Below are 21,143 nucleotides of genomic sequence, written 5' to 3' on the forward strand. Positions count from 1 at the left end.
GGTCATTCTTCCTGTGGGTCGAGGGGCGCCTGGGCCAGGTAGCCCGGCTGCCCGAGATCACGCTTGAGCACGCGGACCACGCCTTTCGGGTCGCGTTGCAGGGTGCTGAGCAATACCACCTTGCGCTCCCCCAGGCGCACTTCGCTGCGCACCTGGAAATAGGCGCTGCCCACCCCCAGCCCCGCCGCGCGCACGCCGGTGCCGGCCATGGCCGGTTGGTCGAGGAAGGCGCGGATGTCCGGGTAGCCTTCACGCCCGCGCCCGCTGACCAGCGATTGGGCGGCGCCCGGGTCGAGGTTGTCGGCGAGGCAGGAGAGCACCATGGGGCTGGCGGTGTTGACGTTGAGCGGCACCTTGGCCGGCAGCGTAGAGACCCAGGGCGCGAGCAGGCGGTAATCCTCCTCGCTCATGTCCAGCAGCAGGCGCAGTTCGGAGACGTCCTGCAGCTCGCGGCCGGCGGTGCGGTAAGGGGGTTGGGCCAGCAGGTACTGGTTGTCTTCGGCGCCGTATTCGCCGCTGGGCTCCTGGTCCTTGTCCAGCCAGTCCACCAGGCGGTCGGCGTAGGGCTTCTCGATCTTCAGGCGCAGCAGCAGGCGGTTGAAGCGCTCGACGGAGAGCTTGTCCACCTTGTCGCCCTGCACCAGGCTGTTGAGGTTGAAGCGCCCGGCCAGGTCTTCGATGTGCACGCCGATCTCGCCCTGGTCGATGGGGAATACCGGCAGCGGGCGGGCCCAGTCCTCCAGGGGGTGGTCGATGGGTGCGCGCGGGTCGCTGCCCGGTTTCTTCAGGTCGCGCAGCAGCACCGACTGGCCCAGGGCCTCGCCGCCCAGGGCGTAGTGCCAGGCCTGCTGGATGGCGATGCGGTTGGCGGCGCCACGGATCGACAGCTGCTGGCGGAGGATGAGCCCCGCGCAGATGACAGTGACGATGGAGACCACCAGCAGCACGGTGACCAGGGCGACGCCCCGCTGGCGGGTCATGCGCCCTTCTCCTTGCCATCGTCGGGCTTGGGTTCGGGCTCGGGGGTCGGCTTCTTGTCGTCGTCGGGCGTGGTGCCGCCTTCGCTGGGCTGTTCTTCGATGCCCATCTCCGGCAGCCGGTAGAGCCGGGTCAGCCCGCCGTAGTGGCGGTGCTCCAGCTTGAGCTCGACCGCCACCGGCAGGCGCCCACGGGCCTTGGCTGAGTCGGAGTCGCCCAGGCTCGGCGGCCACTGTTCCTGCCACTGGCCCTTGTCGTCGAGGTAGCGCAGCTCCACCGAGCTGACGCCTTCGAGCACCTTCTGCACCCGGGGCGGGCTGTCCACCGCCTGGTCGAGCACGGACCAGTACACGCGCTCCAGGGTCGAGCCGGCCAGGCGCCAGCGCACCCGCTGCAACTGGGAGCGGGTGCTGCCCAGGGGGTTGCGCCAGCCGGCGCGGCTGAATTCGAGGGCGGCGGTGCCGTCGGTGGCACCCAGCTCGCCGACCAGGGCACCGCGTTCGTCGCCGTAGGCGTCGCGCACCACGCGCGGCAGTGCCTGGCCCAGGTCACGGTCGATGGAGGCGAAGGCACGGCCCAGTTCGCGCAGGGATTTCTCATGCTCGCGGGTCACCTCGTCGGCCTTCATCACCGTTTCCAGCATGCGGTAGGTGCCGAGGCCGAGCAGGGCGAAGATGCCGATGGCGATCATCACTTCCAGCAGGGTGAAGCCGCGCTGCCGGCTCATCCACGCACCGCCAGGAAGCCGGTGAGGCTGAACACCGAGCGCTCCTTGATCGGCGCACTGGCGCCGCGCTCGGGCTTGGGCGCCACCCAGACGGTGACGCGGCGCAGGCCCTTGTCGCTGGTGGCTTCGATCTCGCTGTGGGTCTCCCACTGGCGGCCGCCGTACTCCAGCACCTTGTCCTCGCGGCCTTCCGCCGGGGTGGGCTGCTTGATCTGCAGTTCGGTGACGCGGTTGTCGGCGATCCAGCCGGCCAGGGTCTTGTCTTCCAGTTGCCCGGCGACGATCAGGCTGCGGCTGGCGGCGGTCAGCACCGAGGCGGCGACCGTGGCGAAGATGGCCAGGGCGACCAGCACCTCCAGCAAGGTGAAGCCACGGGCACGGCGCATGCTCATCGCTCCTTGGCCTGCTCGGCGCTGGGCAACTGGTAGCCATCGCTGGCCAGGGCGTAGGCGTTGCCATCGGCGCGGCGTTCTTCCAGGCGCAGGCTGAAGGGCGTGAGCTCGCCGCTGGAGAGGATCAGCACCTGGGGCACGGGCTTTTCCTTGCGCTTGTCCTTCTCCGGCTCGTCCTTGGCCAGGCCGGGGCGGCTTTCTTCCTTCACCTTGGGCTCGGGCAGCTTGAGGGCCTCGCCTTCCAGCTCCAGGCTCAGGCGCATCCAGGCGGCGGGGCGGCGTTCCGGGCGGGTGGCGTCATCGGCCCAGGTGCCGGAGGCGTTGTCGTAGGCCAGCACCCGGTAGCTTTCGGCCGTCACCAGCAGGCCGTACTCGCGGCCGTCCAGCACCGCTTCGTCGGCGAGGATGGCAATGGTCGCGGCCAGGCGCTCGGCCTCGTCGCGCAGCTCGCGGCCGCTGCTGGCATTGCCGTTGGCGAGCACGGCCACGCTGACCAGGCAGCCGATGATCACCAGGACCACCAGCAACTCGATCAGGGTGAAGCCGCGCCCGCGCTCCATCAGTTTTCCCAGTTACCGATGTCGGCATCGGCGTCGGTGCCGCCTTCCTTGCCGTCGGCGCCGAAGGAGTACAGGTCGTAGGCGCCCTTGGTGCCGGGGGCCAGGTACTGGTAGGGGTTGCCCCAGGCATCGACCGGCAGGCGCTTGAGATAGCCGTCCTTGTTCCAGTTCTTCGGCTGCGGGTTGCCGCTGGGCTTCTTCACCAGCGCTTCCAGGCCCTGCTGGGTGCTGGGGTAGGCGAAGTTGTCGAGCTTGTACATGTCCAGCGCGGCGCCGATGGCCTTGATGTCGCCCTTGGCGACCGTGACCTTGGCCTGGTCCGGACGGTTCATCACCTGGGGTACAACCAGCGCGGCGAGGATGCCGAGGATGACCACCACGACCATGATTTCGATCAGGGTGAAGCCTGCTTGTGTACGGCCTGATTTCACGCGGTTACCCCACGAGCTGGTTGAGGGAAAGGATGGGCAGGAGGATGGCGAGGACGATGACCAGCACCACCGCGCCCATGAACACCAGCATGAAGGGCTCGAACAGCCCGACCAGCATGGCGATGCGGGCGGCCAGGTCGTTCTCCTGGTTGCGCGCGGTGCGGGCCATCATCTGGTCCAGTTCACCGGATTTTTCACCGCTGGCGATCATGTGCAGCATCATCGCGGGGAACTCGCCGCTCTGCTCCAGGGCGCGGGTCAGGCTGCTGCCTTCGCGCACCTTCTGCGCCGCCACTTCCACCTTGGCACGGATGGCCCGATTGGCCACCACCTGGGCGGCGATACCCAGTGCCTCCACCAGCGGTACGCCGCTGCGGGCGAGAATCGCCAGGGTGGAGGCGAAGCGCGCGGTGTCGGTGGCGCGCACCAGGCGCCCCACCAGCGGGATGCGCAGCAGGATGATGTGGAAGCGCAGGCGCGCGCCGTCCCGACGCAGTGATGCCTTGAGCGCGCTGATGCCGGCCACCGCCAGCAGCAGGATCAGCCAGCCCCAGTGCTTGACCACCTCGCTGGTGGCGATCAGGCCACGGGTCAGGGCCGGCAGCTCCTGCCCGGTGTTGACGAAGACCTTGACCACGTCGGGCACCACGTAGCCCAGCAGGAAGCCGACGATGCCGAGGGAGGCGCACATCAGGATCACCGGGTAGAGCAGCGCGAGCTGGACCTTCTGCCGCGATTGCTGGCGCTGCTCGGTGTAGTCGGCCAACTGCTCCAGCACCGGGCCGAGGTGGCCGGCGTGCTCACCGGCGGCGACTGTGGCGCGGTACAGGTCGGGGAAGGCACTGGGGAATTCCTTGAGGGCGCCCGCCAAGCTGTGGCCTTCGAGCACCTTGGAGCGCACCGCCAGCATCATGGCCTTGACCCGGCCACTCTCGCTTTGCGCAGCGACGGCGCCGAGCGCCTCCTCGATGGGCATGGCGGCCTGCACCAGGGTGGCCATCTGCCGGGTGAGCAGGGCCAGCTCCATGGCCGAGAGCCCGCGCTGGAAACTCCAGCGGCTGCCCACCGATTCCTGGCGGGTGCGGGTGGGTTTCACGTCCAGCGGCGCGAGCTGGCGGTCACGCAGCAACTGGCGCACCTGGCGGGCGCTGTCGCCCTCCATCACGCCCTTCTTCTGCTGGCCCCGGCTGTCCAGGGCGATGTATTCGAAGGCGGCCATTTATTCTTCCCGGGTCACGCGCAGCACTTCTTCCACCGTGGTCACGCCTTCGAGGATCTTGCGCCGGCCGTCATCGCGGATGCTGGGGCCGCTGGTGCGGGCGTGGCGGGTCATCTCCTGTTCGGAGGCGCCGTTGTGGACCAGGGTGCGCATGTGGTCGTCGAAGACCACCAGTTCGTAGATGCCGGTGCGGCTGCGGTAGCCGGACTGGTTGCATTCGGCGCAGCCCCGCGCGCAGTGGAGCGTCGGCGGCTGCGCCGGGTCGAGCCCCAGCACGTCGCACTCGGCGGCGTCCGCCTGGTAGGGCTCCTTGCAGTGGGAACAGAGCACGCGCACCAGGCGCTGGGCGAGCACGCCGAGCAAGGAGGACGACAGCAGGAAGGGCTCGACGCCCATGTCCACCAGGCGGGTGATGGCGCCGATGGCACTGTTGGTGTGCAGGGTGGAAAGCACCAGGTGGCCGGTGAGCGAGGCCTGCACGGCGATCTCGGCGGTCTCGCGGTCGCGGATCTCGCCGACCATCACCACGTCCGGGTCCTGGCGGAGGATGGCACGCAGGCCGCGGGCAAAGGTCATGTCGACCTTGGCGTTGACCTGGGTCTGACCGATGCCTTCGAGGTTGTACTCGATGGGGTCTTCCACCGTGAGGATGTTGCGGGTGCCGTTGTTCAGCGTCACCAGGCTGGCGTAGAGGGTGGTGGTCTTGCCCGAGCCGGTGGGGCCGGTGACCAGCAGGATGCCGTGGGGCTTGCGCACGGTCTCCTCCATCTGCGAGCGGTCGCGCGCGCTCATGCCCAGGTGCTGCAGGGTCAGGCGGCCGGCCTGTTTGTCCAGCAGACGCAGCACCACGCGCTCGCCGTTGGCCGACGGCAGCGTGGAGACGCGGATGTCCACTTCACGCCCGGCCACACGCAGGGAAATACGGCCGTCCTGGGGCACGCGCTTTTCAGCGATATCCAGCTTGGCCATGACCTTGATCCGCGACACCAGCAGCGCCGCCAGTTCACGCCGGGGCTGCACCATCTCGCGGAGGATGCCGTCGATGCGGAAGCGCACCACGAGGCGCTTCTCGAAGGTCTCGACATGGATGTCGGAAGCGTTCTCCTTGATGGCCTCACCGAGGATGGCGTTGATCAGGCGGATGATCGGCGCATCGTCCTCCTGCTCCATCAGGTCCTCGGTCTCCGGCACCCGTTCGGCGAGGCTGGCGAGGTCGAGCTCATCGCCCAGGCCCTCCACCATCTGCATGGCGGCCGAGGAATCATGCTGGTAGGCCAGGCTCAGCGCAGCATCGAAGGTCGCCGCGTCCAGCTCCTGGAACGCCAGGGACCGCCCCACGAAACGCAACGCTTCCCCCACCGCCGCCAGGGCCGTGCCCGGCCGATACACCAGCCGCGCCCCATCCGCCCCGACCTGGACCAGCACGCCGTGGCGCTTGGCATAGGCGAACGGCAACCGACGCAGGCTGACGGCCTCGGCAGGGGAGTCGACGGAATCGAGAGGGCTGGCGCTGGGCATCGCAGAATCCATTGCGTTGGAGGCCGACGGACAGCAGGCGGAGTCCCGGCCTGCTAAAGCCTTGAGCGCCATCGCAACCCGGGCGGGGAGCGATGGCACGGTGCAATTAAATCACAGATGAAGTGCCCGGGAATGGGCGGGAAAGCGAGGAATGTGGGGTGGTTCCGGTGGGCCACGACGAGTGGCAAGCTGGTTCGGCCGTCCGTGGATAGAGACTACCCGGCAAGCCTTCAAAACAGAGTCAGTACCTTTCCAGATCAAGTCCTGACTCTGGACTCACGGGCAACTAGGCAATGAGCGTACGGGCCCCATTCCTATCCGCCCCCCAGTAGATCTTCAAGACAAGAGGGTCTTTTCCGTTGCCAGCCCTGTAGCTCTGGGGAATCGTGGTCATTTGCCTGAAAAGCTCCAGTAGATAAAGAACACTGGCTGACTGGCTATCGAGCGGGCCCGGGGTTATCAGGTGAACGTCAATATCACCATTGAAATCCTGGCTTGTTTCCAGGCCCCGATTCATGGTTCCAGGTGCGACACGGTTAACCGTACGAGCCAGGTGATAGGCAGCCTGCCTGGCGAGTACATCCAACTCATCGGACTCAACGGAAATCGAATAACCGTGCAACTCGCCAACCGGCTGCTGCTCAACAGACTCGAAGCTTAATTTTTCCCTATCCACGATATGGGAATCGAACGCCTCATCAGCCGCCCAGGTCAGAACACCGCTGTATCCCCAGTACGTGGAATCGGCCGGCCCCAGGAAAACAAGGTTGTGCCCGGTTTCCTCTACCGCGCTCCGTCTCACGTGGGCGACACGCCAATCATCCGGGAGCCTTACCTCCCCACCGAGTTCTCCACTTGGCAGATAGGCCCGAATAGTGCGCTCCGCCGAGGAGGCCAGATACAGACGGGTACCATCGCTCCAGAGCCACACCCCCCCACCGATAGTGGAAGGGTCGATATGAACCACTGGATTACTTGAGGCAATGTCATCCGAGGCAACGCGATAGATGCCGTCCTGTTTAAGAAGATAGTGATCCCCATTGAGCACGGCCGAATCATATATATACCCGGCCAGGGTTCGTCGCTCCTGACCAGCAGCCTGCTGCAAGGAAAACACATCGTAATAACTGTTTCCCGCCTCACCACCCGAACTCATGAAGACGTGCTGGCCAAGTCTGTAAATGTCCGGCGAAAACAGGGGGCCATCACCGTCGGGGACAATATCGAATGCGCCTATCTCAGTCCCTGAGACGTCCAAGACCCTCCATGCGCGGCGAGTCCTGGCAAAGAAAAAACCACCCACCCAATAAAGCTTGGTGGCTTCCGTACGAGAGAAATCCAGGTGCCGTCCATTGACATAGTCATAGGCGGTGAAGCCATCAGCAATACCACCGGCTATGCGCTTGACGATTAACCAGCCATCTCCGAAGTGATCAAGGACACAGCTTTCAAATACAAGTGCCTCGCTGCCATACGACAGCTGAAGCTCCATCTCCCCGTACCCTGTATCTGCAAGCGAGACCTGGAGAGAGGCCCCTTCACGATGAATCAATCCAACAGATGTATTCGTGGCAGAAACGATCGACAACTTGCCCTCATGGAAACGGTTTACCAGCCCCTCCCCATAGAGAAATACACTTCTTTCAATACCGGCCTGATATATGAACAGAAGAGTTGGAAATATCATATTTCACCTTTGAAAATTCGTATTAGAGCCTGTTCTACCATCTGCCCATTATAGCCACCCGTCATCCCAGTCCGTTGCATGATCACCCTTTGTGCCAAGGCGTTCTTCTCCAATTCCTCCATGACATGCCCCACGAAATCCATTCGCGAGTCCCGGACGGTCTTATCGGAGAAGTCCCATTTCGGCCCCGGTAGTTTGTTTTGAACATCCAGAATGCTGTTGATTATATCGTCCACAATCTGGCCTGGCTCCGTGAGTGTGCCAGGTGTTCTCTTCGACTCCCTTACGGTAGCGACTTGGCCAGCCAGGTATTCTTTTGCCTTGGCCACATCCTCCCATGTCTTGCCCTCGAACGGATGGTCTACACCGTCAACCCGAATGACAAAGTCATATTCTCGGTTGCCGTACTTGCCATGCGGTACTTCGAACCCACGCACCTCGATTTTCTTTCCGCTCGCCGCCATTTCGGTCGCTCTGCGCAGAATCATGTCAACAGAGCCTGCGACAGAGCGAGCCATATTCACACTGCTAGAGCCGAAATTCTTTATGAAAACATCGTAATTTTTCAGGTCCGCCGCATTGTCGGGAAAGTGCGCTTCCAGTTTCTGCAATTTCTCCAGGAACTCTTCGACACTCTTGCCCATTCCTTTGCAGACTGATGGTGTGCAGGGGCTTTTTCGGAAGAATGCCAAACCGTTGACATCGGCACGTGACACAATTGCAATCAGCCCCAGTACAGCTTTGTCTTTATGTATGACATCGCCCAAAAGCTTGGACATATCACTTCCATTACCCGTCCCATGCTGCAGGTCCTTGATAACCTTCGTATATAGTTTTGCTATATCGCCGCGCGCCTTGAACCCTACAGCTCCTTTCTGCACCTCCTCCAGAAGGTTTACGAACTCACGAACAGGCTTCCTTGCAACATCAATTCCCGCTGCATTAGCGACCGGAACAAAGATACCGACGACGTAGTCGAATTTTCTTTCCAGCGCCGTCGTCTTGTCAGGACTGGCAAACTTGGTCTCGATAAGCCTTTTGCTGTACTCAACCCAGTTCTCGAAATCATCGACACTGTCGATGGCAGCAACCATGAAGTCTTTGATGTTGCCGCCTTCATAGGCGATGACGGCTACGATTTCCATGAATGGAAGGACCTTGAGCAATGCCTCGGTCCGCTTGCCGGAGGTTGCCTTGATCACATTCTTGTCGAGGTATCCCACCAGGTTCGCCAGTACCTTGCTGCCTTTCATGACCTTGGCAGCCGTCTTGCCACCCGCAAGGGCAGCGTCCAGCGTCACACCAACACCGGTGAGCTCGGCAAAAGTACCCAGTATCCCCAGCGTGGCGAACACGTAGGTCGCCTGGTCGAACTTGTCCAGCTGTCCGGTGAACAAGTAATAACCATGGATGACGAAGTCCCTGATATCACCGACCAGAAGCAGGCTTGCCACGAAGTCGCACAGCATCGCCATGCCGCTGTCCGTACTCCCGGCAACGACGCCCTTCAGGCACTGAGCCAGGTAGATGATCTGGTGACCCGCGATATTGATCTGAGTCTGCAGTGCCACATAGGCACCGTATTCCATGTAGGCCAGCGTGGTCTGCTTGAAGCCACTCGCGGTTTTCACCTTGATCTCGGCTTGCCGGATCTTCTTCTGCAACTGGCAGTCCACGATGAACTTGAGGAATGCCTCGGCGCTACCGATCAGATCGCTCGTCATGACGGGCTTGCAGGATGGATCGTTGCCATCGGCAGCCACGGCATGGGCGATCAGTATCGCGCTGACGCTGGCCAGCAACCCCCTGTTTTCGTTCTCACGCAGCGCCATGACATCGCCATAGTTAGAAACCAGGTGGAACCTGGCATAACCATCGCTTTCCACTTGCGCATCGGCTTTCTGCAGGCCATTGCCCAACTTCAGGACAAATGGCTGGGTCCAGTCATAAAGGGCAAGGCCATTCACACGCCCCTGGAAGCCTTTACCCATGACGAACGCAGTCTGGCTTCCGCCGGTTGCCAAGGGGACATCCAGTTGCCCCTCGAGGATTTCATCATCGAGTTGGACGATCAGCTTCCCACCGACGATATGAACACCGAGCTTGTGCCATGTCTCTTTTGCCACCGTCCCGGTTGTCAGCTTCACCTCGGAGCCATCGGAGAGACTGGCCACGACCTCCAGCCGCCCTCCAGAAGATAGGCGTCCTGTTATTCCGCTATTGGGGAAATCGAAGATCTTCTTCCCGGTTGAAGTGGCCTCGGCCCAGAACGAGAACACCACACCGAAGTTGGACTCGAAGTCGAACTGATCCTTGGACGCAAGCGTAAGACTGCTGTCCTCTTCGAGAACGGCAAAGCTATCCTGAGGCAGCGAGCCGATACTCTCGACCTGAACGCGCTTCGACGTAAGCGCCGCCCCAAATTCCTCATCCAGGAATACCCCATTTATCTCCGGCTGGCGCAGCCCCCAGGAGGCTACCGGTAGAAGATTGGGCTTGAGGTAATCGAGCAGATCCAGGCTGACCATCTCTCCAACCGTTCCCGGCACCTGGATCTCGGTGTTGGCACTGGCCCCTGCCTGGGAGGGGTCCGGACCTCCGAGGCGACTGCTCACCATCAGCGGGTTGGAGACCCTGAGGCCGTTATTCACACTGACGACCTGGAAGTCAGCTCTTGCCAGCTTGTCGTTGTAACGGGCTACAACTTGTCCTTCACCGGGGAAATTCCCTGCATCGAGTCGCGTGTTGGCGATGTTGTTCGAGCCGATTACGACATCGCGCTGGCTAAGGGCACCGCGCAACGTGTTGACCTGCACCTTGAGGCCGGAAAGATTCCCGTAACCGGAGTTGGCCGTGACCTTTACATCGCTTGAGGAGCCGATACGGACTATCGGATCGACCTCGACAGACAGGTCAACGTCATGAACAAGAACGGTCGTCTGGTCCTTGGCCAGGCCGGATTCGAACTTCACGACCTTGGTACCCGGGATACTTTCGCCTACCAGGGTGACGTTGATACTGCCGCCCTTCGTTATCGGCTCACCCCGCACGACCATGTCTTCAGCGCTGATGTCGATCACGGTTCCATCAGCCACGAGATTCCCGAATCGATCACGGAACGTGGCTTCAAGCGTTATGCCGCCCAGCCCCCCGACCACGGTTTTGCCGATGGTGTGGAAGCTCACATAACGAGGTATTCCCGGCACAACTTCATACGTCGCGGAGTACGCCAGGACCGAGTATGGCTCTTTGAAATTGGCAACGACCGTTACCTTCTGGCCAGCCACCGACGCGATCTTCAAGGAGTTCTGGAAGTAGCCCGTCGTGTTCGAGTCGGAGGACTTGGAAAGCGTCGCGCTCCCCTGAACCAGCCAATCCAGCGCGTATTTGTCCTGCGTCTTGCTCTTCTCGGGCTTTACAACAAACGCCTCGATCAACTCAGGGGTTTCAAACGCCCGATCCGCAGTCACCTTGATGGTTTCGTTGGACTTGGTGACCGCGGGCAGGAGCAGAATATGATCGAAGGCCCACTCCCACAGTACGTTGCCGGCGTCATTGTTCGAGTAGAGCCGCAGCGACAGGTAGTCTTCAGCCGTCAAGGCCGCAAGATGAGAGATATTGTTGAACGATATCGACTTGTCCTTGCCAATGGTGACCAGGGCTTCGTCCTGGCCAAAGGCAAGTACCATTTCTTTCTTGCCATTGACCTCATAGCCCTCCAGTGGGGCTATTTCACTTTGCAGAAGTGTGTAGGCGAGTTCTATAAGCCGGTCACTCGACGCCACGACGTTTTTCTTCAAGTCGATGGTCTTGGCAACCGTCCGGCCATACTCAATCTTCTTTATGGAGTTGATGGTGAGGTCATACAGGCTGAACTGCAGCTCGGGCCTGTAGTTCCAGTTGTAGATAGGGTCGGGCTTCTTCAGGCTGGAGCCATTCTTCCCTGCACTTGCCTTCACATAAGCCTGGCGGGCCAGCTCGCTATTTTCCTCATCGAACAGCGGCACCCGAACCGGCACATAGTGTTTGGGCCTGTATTTGAGGATCCCCGCTGCCTCACCACCCGATGAGAAATCCGGGTTTCTGTTTTCAGGTTGACCGGTGACTTGAAGATAGAGGTGCTGCTTGGCCAGCACCTTTTCGGGTAACTGAATGACCTGAACCTGCTGACCCGGTTTTACTTTGAACTGAGAAAGATTATTCGCCCCGACCGGAGCCAGTTGATTGGCTGCAACGATCTTTGCCAGGCGACCGGTGTAGCCATAATCGGAAAGCTCCTCAGGCAAGGCGCTGCCGTCGGTATCTCGCCAATCGGTATAGATCGCGATACTGATGTCGCTGCCAAGCCCTGAACCTTCGTTGCTGATGAGTTGTTTCCTGACCTCACCGCGGGTCATGCCCTGTTCGATCTTGTTCTTGCGCTCAGCCCAGACCTTCAGGTTTGGCGGAGCCAGTTCGATACGTTGACCGGCAAAATTCAGCAGGTTGCCACTGGCTATAGCCGATTGCAGTTGAACCTTGGTGCTGCCCATGTAGCCGGTCGGACGGTTGATGGCGATGATGCGCACCGTCTCGCCGGCCTTGAGGTGGTTGGCCGCGCGCTTCTGGAACTCTTCCTTGAAGCCGCCGGCGCTCTGCCATTTGCTGAAGGCCGCCTCGCCGGTACGGCCGGACATGGCGAGGTAGTTTTCCTTCGAGCCGCGCAGCTGGATGGTGTAGCGGAAGCTGCCGGCCTTCTCATCAACACCGGAATAGTTCTTGTACAGCTCATCCTCATGCAGGCCGCGTCGCTCGGCAACGAGCTGGCCGTTGGACTCGCGGAACACGTAGATGTCCGTGTCCTTCAGGTCGTCCTTGCTGATGCTTTCCAGCAAGCCACGATCAACGAAGTCCGGAGATGTATCGATAAGCCGAGTGAAGTCCGGCCCGTCAGCTTCGGTGTTGGCAGGCACTTCATCGTAGTGGCTGGAGAGGTAGATACCCTGAAGTTGCGCCTCTTCCAGAGAAGCCCTGACAAAAACTTCCTTCGGCTTGCCCTCGATCTCCTTGGTCACCTTTTTACCGGGGACTACCCAGTCTGGCTTCCCATCGCCGTCGAAGTCGTACTTCTCTTGCAGGTAGTGGTCACGCTTTCCGGTCTTGTCGCTGTAGGCGGTCTTGTCGCCGAGTTTCACACCACCACCGAACTGCGCCGAGCCATCCAGCACCATCAGGTCGATGGGGAAGTCCATGGCCTGTTTCATGGGCGTCGCGGCGGTCAGCACGATCATCGCCGCCTCCAGGCTCCACAAACCCATGCCGTTGCAGGTGTCGTAGTCCGGCCGGGTCAGGTAGTAAGGCATGTTGGAGCTGCCCCGGGGGTTGAAGCGCTTGTAGTAGAGCTCCAGGTAGGCCGAGGTGGTGTATTCGAAGAAGAACCCGGGGCAAGGCGGCAGGAAGTAGTTCATCCTGTACTTGCCGTCGTCGTCCGTCAGGGCATAGCCGCCGGTAACATGGCTGCCCAGGGTGACGCCCACGCCCGGTAGCGGGCCGTAGATCTTCGCGTCGCGGTCACGGGTGTTCTTGTCGTCGACCTTACCGTCCTTGCCGAAGAAGCCCGCGCGGAAACCGATGCTGTTGGTGCCCTGGTGGAGGATTTGCCCTTCCTTGGACAGCAGCAGTGCCTTGCTGCTGGTGGATGGGGTGACGTTGCTGTCGATGGGCATCTGCAGCAGCAATAACTCATCGCCCTTGGTGCTGAACCGCTCTTTCTCGCCACGCACCAGCACGGTGAGGCTGCTGGGGCTCAGGGTAGGCTTGTCGATGGTCTTGCCATCCATCGTCTTGAAGGCCGTGCCCCGATAGGTGGCTGCCGTCATCACTTCGCTCTGTGGATAACGCTCGCGGGCATCCTTGAGGCGCTGCAGGTAGGCGCGATAGATATCGCCGGACATCACCTGGGCCTGCTCCAGCGGCCCGGTGGCCTCGCCTATCTCACGGGCCTCCTTGCCGTCGCTGCCGTACTCCACCCAGATGGGCTTGCCGTTGGGGCTGAGCACGACGGCACGGGTGTAGACGGCGCCGAACTTGTAGTAGGTCTGCGGGATGTAGATACCGGGGATCAGCCCGAAGCCGAAGAACGCCTGGGCCGTGGCGGTCCAGCCGGCCAGCAGTGCACCCAGGGCCAGGCCCAGCCATGCGCGACTGCGGCGTTTCGATACGGAAGGCATGACCAACATATCCATCTGTCAGAGATTCCCTTGGCCGCCTCAGCGGCCTTTATTCAAGCGATAGAGTTCGGCCTGCAGCTGACGCAGGTTGAGCTCGCCGTTGGCGTATGCCTTGAGCGCGGGTTGCGCTTCGAGGCCGGCCAGGGCGAAGCCGAAGAGATCGAGGTTGTCCTGAGCCAGGACACCCTGGCTGCGGATGCGGCCATTGCCGATCAGGCCGACGCCCACCGGAACGATGCTCGCGGCCTGGCGATCCAGGCCCACCATCACCACGTAGGAGCCGTCCGGCGGCAGGTAGTCGAGGGTATTGCCCAGGCGCAGGGCGGCGAGGTCGACGCCGATGGAGCCCTGGACGCTGACCCCGGCGGGTTGCAGCGCATACATCCAGTAGGGCATCGCCAGCGGTTCGACCGGGTACGGCAGCTCGCTGAACTGCAACATCTGCACATGCAGGTCACCCTCCTGGCGGCCATCGGGGAACTGCAGGCGGGCGCCACTGAGGTCGAGCTTGAGCTCGCCCTCCAGCAGGCTCAGCTGGCTGCCGCCCTTCACCGGCACGTAGGGCAGCGTGGTGTTGAGCTGCGCCAGCTGCATCTGGCCGAAGTCGTTGCGCTGGCCGCCCTGGACGGTGACAGCGCGGCTGTCGGCGCCGTAGCCACGGTTGCCCGAGCCCGGGTTGAGCAGCAGCCGGTACTGGCCACCGGGGATGGTCTGCTCGGCGGTGTCGCCGAAGCCGAAGTTGAAGGCACCGTCGCGGTTGGTGCGCACGCTGCGGTTCAGCTCCTCCAGGCGCACTTCGATGTTGGCCACCGGCTCCTGCAACTGATCCAGCACCACGCCGGAGATGAAGGTCGGCAGTGCACGGGTGCGATAGCGCAGGCGCTCCAGCTCCTGCCCGTCGTAGCGCACTTCCACCGACACCTCGGCGTCATAGGCCAGGTCCTTCTCCGGGTAGAAGGCGATCACCTGGCTGCCCGGCAGCTCGGAGAGGGCGCCGACCACGTCCTGATGGTCGAAGTCCACCCGTACCAGTTGGTAGCCTTGGGCCTTGAGCGCACTGGTGCCCAGGCCGTCGAGGTCGACGTAGGACATGCCGTGGGCAGTCTGGTGGACATCGAGCTCCAGCTTGGCCAGGTCGATGGCCTGGTTGAAGTAGAGGCTGATGAAGCCGTTGGGCTCGACGAAACGGGCATTGTTCGCCGGCTCGACGCGCTCCAGGGCCACCGGCACCTGTTGCGGGGTGACCAGGCTGATGTTCCGCGCGCTCTGCGCCACCACCTGGCCATTTGCGCCCTGGAGAACCGCCAGCAGCTGGTATTGGCCGCTTTGCGGCGGTATCTGCAGCGTGGCGCTCTTCAGCGTGGTGTCGCCGGTCAGCGGGGCATCGGCGATCAGGTCGCCATTGGCCGCCAGCAGCATGGCCCGAGGCGCCAGCAAGCCGCTGAGGTCCTCGATGCGCGCCGCCACCTGCAGGGAGACCGGTTCGCCCAGGTTGAGCAGTTCGGTGCCCTCGGTGGGGATGACCCAGCTGATGGCCGCCTGGGCCGAGAGCTCCAGGCTGTACTCATGGCGCAGCTGGTTGCCGGCCTGGTCGCGGGCTTCCATGGTCACGCTCACCGGCTGGCCGATGGGCAGCGCGATGCGGCTGGAGAAGCGGAACTCGCCGGCCTGGGCACCGGGCTCCAGGGTCACGTCGTTGCCGTTGATCTGGAAGCTCGACAGGTTGGTTTCGCGCAGGGTGCCCTTCAGGGAATAGGGCTGCTCGCTGACGCGGTTCTTCGCCGGCAGCTCCACCAGGGGCTGGTCGAGGGTGATCTGCGGCGGCACCAGGTCCAGCTTCCAGCTGAGGGTCTGGCGGGTCTCCTGGCCGCTGCGGTCGCGGGCCAGCAGTTCGACGGAGTAGCTGCTCTGCCCCACCGGTACGTTCAGTGCCTCTTTCAGGTCATGCAGCTGGACGCCCGGCTCGCGCAGGGCCAGGTTGCGGCCGCCGACGCTGATGCGCTCCAGGCCGGCCTCGGCGAATACCTGGCCGGCGAGCATGAAGCCGTTGCCCGGCAGCAAGCTGCCATTGGCGGGCGAGAGGTTGTCGAAGCGCGGCGGCTTGAAGCTGGCCTGGGGCGGCTGGTAGGTCACTACCAGGCTGCGCTGGATGCTGCGCTGGTCCACCCAGGCCTGGATGGTCAGGGTGTTGGAGCCCGACTGCAGGGTGATGGGCGTGGACTGGAAGCCGAACAGCGTGACCTGGCCGGTGGCCGACAGGCTGGCCGGCACGCCGTTGACCAATACCTCCATGCGCTGGGCGGCCTTGTCGCTGCGCAGTTGGCCGCGCACCACCAGGTTGGCGTCCTTCACCGTGGCGCTCGGCAGCGGGTAGTCCACCGTCAGGGCGATGTCGCTGGCCAGCGGCTGGCGCTCCACCGTGCGCGCCAGGCTCGCCTGGTTACCGGCCTTGTCGAAGGCGCTCAGGGTCAGCCGGTTGGTGCCTTCCAGCACAGGTACGCTGGCGGTCCACTGGCTGCCTTGCAGAGTCACGGCGAAGCGGGTGCCGGGGAAGCGGTCGGAGGTAAACTCCAGGCGCGCCATGCCGGAACCGCTGTCATTGGCGCTGCCGCGCAGGGTGACACTGTCTTCGTTGACGCTGATGACCTCAGGGCCCTCGATGGCCACGACCGGCGGCTGGCGATCCGGGAAGCTGGTGGGATCGTTCGGGTTGGTGCCGGCAGCTACTTCGTCGTCGTTGCTGACACCATCGCCGTCACGGTCCGGGTCCGAGTTGTCGCCGATCTTGTCGCCGTCGAGGTCGCTGCTCTCGGTGGGGTCATCCGGGAAGGCGTCCTGGGCATTGGGCACGCCGTCGCCGTCGCGGTCATCGTCCAGCGCATCCGGAATACCGTCCTTGTCCAGGTCCGGCGGCGTGCTGGTCTTGTCATTGGGGTCGAAGCCCAGCTGGGTTTCGTAGTCGTTGGAAATGCCATCGCCGTCGCGGTCGGTATCCGCGTTGTCGCCGATCTTGTCGCCGTCGAGGTCGCTGCTCTCGGTGGGATCGTCCGGGAAGGCGTCCTGGGCGTTGGGCACGCCGTCGCCGTCGCGGTCATCGTCCAGCGCATCCGGAATGCCGTCCTTGTCCAGGTCCGGCGGCGTGCTGTTCTTGTCGTTGGGGTCGAAGCCGAGCTGGGTTTCGTAGTCGTTGGAGATGCCGTCTCCATCGCGGTCGGTATCAGCGTTGTCGCCGATCTTGTCGCCGTCGAGGTCACTGCTCTCCGTGGGATCGTCCGGGAAGGCGTCCTGGGCGTTGGGCACCCCGTCGCCGTCACGGTCATCGTCCAGTGCATCCGGGATGCCGTCCTTATCCAGGTCCGGCGGCGTGCTGGTCTTGTCGTTGGGGTCGAAGCCCAACTGGGTTTCGTAGTCGTTGGAGATGCCGTCGCCATCGCGGTCGGTATCGGCGTTGTCGCCGATCTTGTCGCCGTCGAGGTCACTGCTTTCCGTGGGATCGTCCGGGAAGGCGTCCTGGGCGTTGGGCACCCCGTCGCCATCACGGTCGTCGTCCAGTGCATCCGGGATGCCGTCCTTGTCCAGGTCCGGCGGCGTGCTGTTCTTGTCGTTCGGGTCGAAGCCGAGCTGCATTTCGATGTCGTTGGAGATGCCGTCGCCGTCGCGATCCGGGTCGGCGTTGTCGCCGATCTTGTCGCCGTCGAGGTCACTGCTTTCCGTGGGGTCGTCCGGGAATGCGTCCTGGGCGTTGGGCACACCGTCGCCGTCGCGATCATCGTCCAGCGCATCCGGGATGCCGTCCTTATCGAGGTCCGGCGGCGTGCTGTTCTTGTCGTTCGGGTCGAAGCCCAGCTGGATTTCGATGTCGTTGGCGATGCCGTCGCCATCGCGGTCGGTGTCGGCGTTGTCGCCAATCTTGTCGCCGTCGAGGTCGCTGCTTTCCGTGGGGTCATCCGGGAAGGCGTCGTCAGGGTTCAGAACACCATCGCCGTCGCGGTCGTTATCCAGGGCGTCCGGGATGCCGTCCTTGTCCATATCCGGCGGCGTGCTGTTCTTGTCATTGGGGTCGAAGCCCAACTGGGTTTCGTAGTCGTTGGAGATGCCATCACCGTCGCGATCGGTGTCGGCGTTGTCGCCGATCTTGTCACCATCGAGGTCACTGCTCTCGGTGGGGTCGTCCGGGAACACGTCCTGGGCGTTGGGCACACCGTCGCCGTCGCGGTCGTCGTCCAGCGCATCCGGGATGCCGTCCTTGTCCAGGTCCGGCGGGGTACTGGTCTTGTCGTTGGGGTCGAAGCCGAGCTGCGTCTCGTAATCGTTGGAGATGCCATCGCCATCGCGGTCGGTATCCGCGTTGTCGCCGATCTTGTCGCCGTCGAGGTCGCTGCTCTCGGTGGGATCGTCCGGGAAGGCGTCCTGGGCGTTGGGCACGCCGTCGCCGTCGCGGTCATCGTCCAGCGCATCCGGAATGCCGTCCTTGTCCAGGTCCGGCGGCGTGCTGTTCTTGTCGTTGGGGTCGAAGCCCAGCTGGGTTTCGTAGTCGTTGGAGATGCCGTCGCCATCGCGGTCGGTGTCGGCGTTGTCGCCGATCTTGTCGCCGTCGAGGTCACTGCTCTCGGTGGGATCGTCCGGGAACACGTCCTGGGCGTTGGGCACACCATCGCCGTCGCGGTCGTCGTCCAGCGCATCCGGAATGCCATCCTTGTCCAGGTCCGGCGGCGTGCTGGTCTTGTCGTTGGGGTCGAAGCCCAGCTGGGTTTCGTAGTCGTTGGAGATGCCGTCGCCATCGCGGTCGGTATCGGCGTTGTCGCCGATCTTGTCGCCATCGAGGTCGCTGCTTTCAGCCGGGTCATCCGGGAAGGCGTCCTGGGCATTAGGCACGCCGTCACCGTCGCGGTCATCGTCCAGGGCATCGGGGATGCCGTCCTTGTCCAGGTCCGGCGGCGTACTGTTCTTGTCGTTGGGGTCGAAGCCCAACTGGATCTCGATGTCGTTGGACACGCCATCGCCGTCGCGGTCGGTGTCGGCGTTGTCGCCGATCTTGTCACCGTCGAGGTCGCTGCTTTCCGTGGGGTCGTCCGGGAAGGCGTCCTTGTCGTTCTCTACACCGTCGCCATCGCGATCGTAGTCCAGCGCGTCGGGAATGCCGTCACGGTCCCTATCCGGCGGGGTGCTGTTCTTGTCGTTGGGGTCGAAACCCAACTGGGTTTCGTAGTCGTTGGAGATGCCGTCGCCATCGCGATCCAGGTCGGCGTTGTCACCGATCTTGTCGCCGTCGAGGTCGCTGCTTTCCTTGGGATCGTCCGGGAAGGCGTCCTGGGCGTTGGGCACGCCGTCACCATCGCGGTCATCGTCCAGGGCATCGGGGATGCCGTCCTTGTCCAGGTCCGGCGGCGTGCTGTTCTTGTCGTTGGGGTCGAAGCCCAGCTGGATCTCGATGTCGTTGGACACGCCATCGCCGTCGCGATCGGTGTCGGCGTTGTCGCCGATCTTGTCGCCGTCGAGGTCGCTGCTTTCCTTGGGATCGTCCGGGAAGGCGTCCTGGGCGTTGGGTACGCCGTCGCCATCGCGGTCGTCGTCCAGGGCGTCCGGGATGCCGTCCTTGTCCATGTCCGGCGGGGTACTGTTCTTGTCGTCCGGGTTGTAGCCGAGCTGGATCTCGTAATCGTTGGAGATGCCGTCGCCGTCGCGGTCCGGGTCGAGGTTGTCGCCGATGCCGTCGCCATCCAGGTCGCAGAGCAGGCCGAAATCGACCTTGCCCAGCGCGGCCAGGTCCTGGCGCGCCTGGGCCTGGGTTTCCAGGCTCAGGTTCGCCGCCACGGCGCCACCGGTGAGCTGGGAGGCGTACTGCTGGGTCAGGTTGCCACGGGCGTAGACGAAGCCGGCCACCGTGGTGTTGGAGCCCAGCACGACGTTGCCTTCGGCCAGCACCACCAGCTGCGAGGGATCACGGGCCTGGCCGGAGGCCTCGGCATTGAGACGGGCCTGCCAGGGCAGTTCGAGGTTCTGTGCCACGTGCAGACGCACGGTGCCGACACCGCGCGGGACGATGCGCGCCTCGCTGGCCAGGGTGAGTTTCTCGATCCAGTAGTCACCGGCGGACAGCTCCAGGGTGCCGCGATAACCCACTTCCAGTTCCCGCAGGCGATACGCGCCCGGCTTGGTGAAGCGTGCCGTGGCCATGCCGGCGACATTCAGCCGGCGCCACTCGGTGCGGCTGCCGTCCATCACCTGCGTGGCGCCGTAGCCCAGGTCCTGGTTGAAGGTGGAGCCGGTCTTGAGGAAGGCCGGCAGTTGCGGCACGGGAGCCGGCGTGTAGCTGGGCTGGCAATCCTGGGTGCCGCAGCTGCGGGCCAGGGAAGCGAAGCTGCTGTCGACCCGGCCCGCCGGCAGGTAGGCGGAAACGCCATCACGCAGCTGGGCGTTGAGCCCGAAGCTGATGCGGCCGCCAGCCGTATGGCTTTGCAGGCCCTTGGCGAAGGCCGCGGTGCACTGGCTCGGCTGGGTGGTGGGCGGCGCCACCTGGGGCACGCTCTGGCCATTGCGCGGGTCGCTGCCCGCCAGGCGCTCGGCTTCGTCGTCGTGGCCGTCGCCGTCGGTGTCCTCATCGAACAGGTCGAGCACACCGTCGCCATCCAGGTCGCGGCGCTCGCTGCATTGGGTGTTCCAGCCCAGGGTGGCGATGGCGTCCATGCGCGTTTCGATGCGCGCGGCGGTGTCCACCACGGCGTTGCGGGCGTTGAGGCCGCCGCGCAGGCGCGAGGCGAAGGCCCCGCGGTAATCCCCTTCCACATAGGCCAGGGCGCCGACGGTGGCGGACGACTCCAGGCTCAGGTTGCCGCGAACGAAGAGCTGCAACGCTTCGGCGCTGCCCTCGCCGTTGACGCTGGCCTGGTAGGGCAGGTTCAGCGATGAGCCGAGCATGACCCGGGCGTTGCCGCCGGCGACCAGCAGCTGGCTGTTGGAGGCCATGTCCAGCTGGCCGATCCAGTAGCGGCCGGGGGCCAGGGTGACCTTGGCGCCATAGCCGATGCTCAGGCGCTGGATGTAGTAGGCCTGGTGGCGGGCGTTGAAGGTCAGGGTGCCGCTGGCGTCGACATTGATGGTGCGGTAGCGGTTGAGCTCGCTGCCACCCGCTTCGCCCACGCCGAGATAGCCCAGGTTGAGGTCATGCTCGCCCTTGATGGCGGGCAGGGTCAGGCCGGCGAAGCCGGCCGCCTCCAGGCCGCTGGCCTGGCAGTCGCGGCTGCCGCAGCTGGGGGCGCCCCAGGGGTTCTGTACACGGGGGGTGTCGATCAGTTGGCTGGGATTGCCTTGCAGCGTGCCGCCCCATTGGAAGACGACGCCGCCGGCGCCATGGGTCTGCAGGCCACCGGTGAACAGGGCGCGACAGGACTCGGCCGCCTGCGCCAGGCCGCCACTGGTCAA

At 63.6% G+C, this 21,143-nt stretch carries 10 protein-coding genes; all 10 read right to left on the bottom strand.

The window, feature by feature from the left end; all coding sequences use genetic code 11:
* Positions 1–2: 2 nt before the first annotated feature.
* The 10 genes from gspK to OEJ36_RS16960 all read right to left on the bottom strand — a co-directional run bounded on the left by gspK (position 3) and on the right by OEJ36_RS16960 (position 21,143).
* On the bottom strand, positions 3–980 hold the full coding sequence (gene gspK / locus OEJ36_RS16915) for a type II secretion system minor pseudopilin GspK (RefSeq protein WP_263402496.1): 978 nt from the start codon (positions 978–980) through the stop codon (positions 3–5).
* Positions 977–1,705 carry a type II secretion system minor pseudopilin GspJ gene (gspJ, locus tag OEJ36_RS16920; RefSeq protein WP_263402497.1) on the bottom strand — a complete coding sequence of 243 codons (729 nt, stop codon included), beginning with the start codon at positions 1,703–1,705 and terminating at the stop codon, positions 977–979. Before gspJ ends, gspK begins: the two co-directional genes overlap by 4 nt.
* Positions 1,702–2,091: a type II secretion system minor pseudopilin GspI gene (gene gspI / locus OEJ36_RS16925; protein ID WP_169708432.1), complete on the bottom strand. Its 390-nt coding sequence runs from the start codon at positions 2,089–2,091 to the stop codon at positions 1,702–1,704. The genes gspJ and gspI overlap by 4 nt, the downstream gene beginning before the upstream one ends.
* Positions 2,092–2,093: 2 nt before the next feature.
* Complete coding sequence (gene gspH, locus OEJ36_RS16930; protein ID WP_037021909.1) at positions 2,094–2,660, bottom strand: type II secretion system minor pseudopilin GspH; 567 nt, start codon at positions 2,658–2,660, stop codon at positions 2,094–2,096.
* Positions 2,657–3,043: a type II secretion system major pseudopilin GspG gene (gspG, locus tag OEJ36_RS16935; protein WP_021220442.1), complete on the bottom strand. Its 387-nt coding sequence runs from the start codon at positions 3,041–3,043 to the stop codon at positions 2,657–2,659. The genes gspH and gspG overlap by 4 nt, the downstream gene beginning before the upstream one ends.
* Before the next feature lie 49 nt (positions 3,044–3,092).
* Entirely contained in the window at positions 3,093–4,307 is a 1,215-nt protein-coding gene (xcpS, locus tag OEJ36_RS16940) for a GspF family T2SS innner membrane protein variant XcpS (protein ID WP_263402498.1), read from the bottom strand.
* Positions 4,308–5,825 carry a type II secretion system ATPase GspE gene (gene gspE, locus OEJ36_RS16945; RefSeq protein WP_263402499.1) on the bottom strand — a complete coding sequence of 506 codons (1,518 nt, stop codon included), beginning with the start codon at positions 5,823–5,825 and terminating at the stop codon, positions 4,308–4,310.
* A 286-nt stretch (positions 5,826–6,111) separates the two neighbouring features.
* Positions 6,112–7,512 carry a hypothetical protein gene (locus OEJ36_RS16950; protein WP_263402500.1) on the bottom strand — a complete coding sequence of 467 codons (1,401 nt, stop codon included), beginning with the start codon at positions 7,510–7,512 and terminating at the stop codon, positions 6,112–6,114.
* On the bottom strand, positions 7,509–13,736 hold the full coding sequence (locus OEJ36_RS16955) for a hypothetical protein (protein ID WP_263402501.1): 6,228 nt from the start codon (positions 13,734–13,736) through the stop codon (positions 7,509–7,511). Before OEJ36_RS16955 ends, OEJ36_RS16950 begins: the two co-directional genes overlap by 4 nt.
* Positions 13,737–13,760: 24 nt before the next feature.
* A complete protein-coding gene (locus tag OEJ36_RS16960) occupies positions 13,761–21,143 on the bottom strand; it encodes a hypothetical protein (RefSeq protein ID WP_263402502.1) in 7,383 nt (2,460 codons plus the stop codon).

Source organism: Pseudomonas sp. PDM13 (assembly GCF_025685765.1).
Taxonomy (GTDB): domain Bacteria; phylum Pseudomonadota; class Gammaproteobacteria; order Pseudomonadales; family Pseudomonadaceae; genus Metapseudomonas; species Metapseudomonas solani.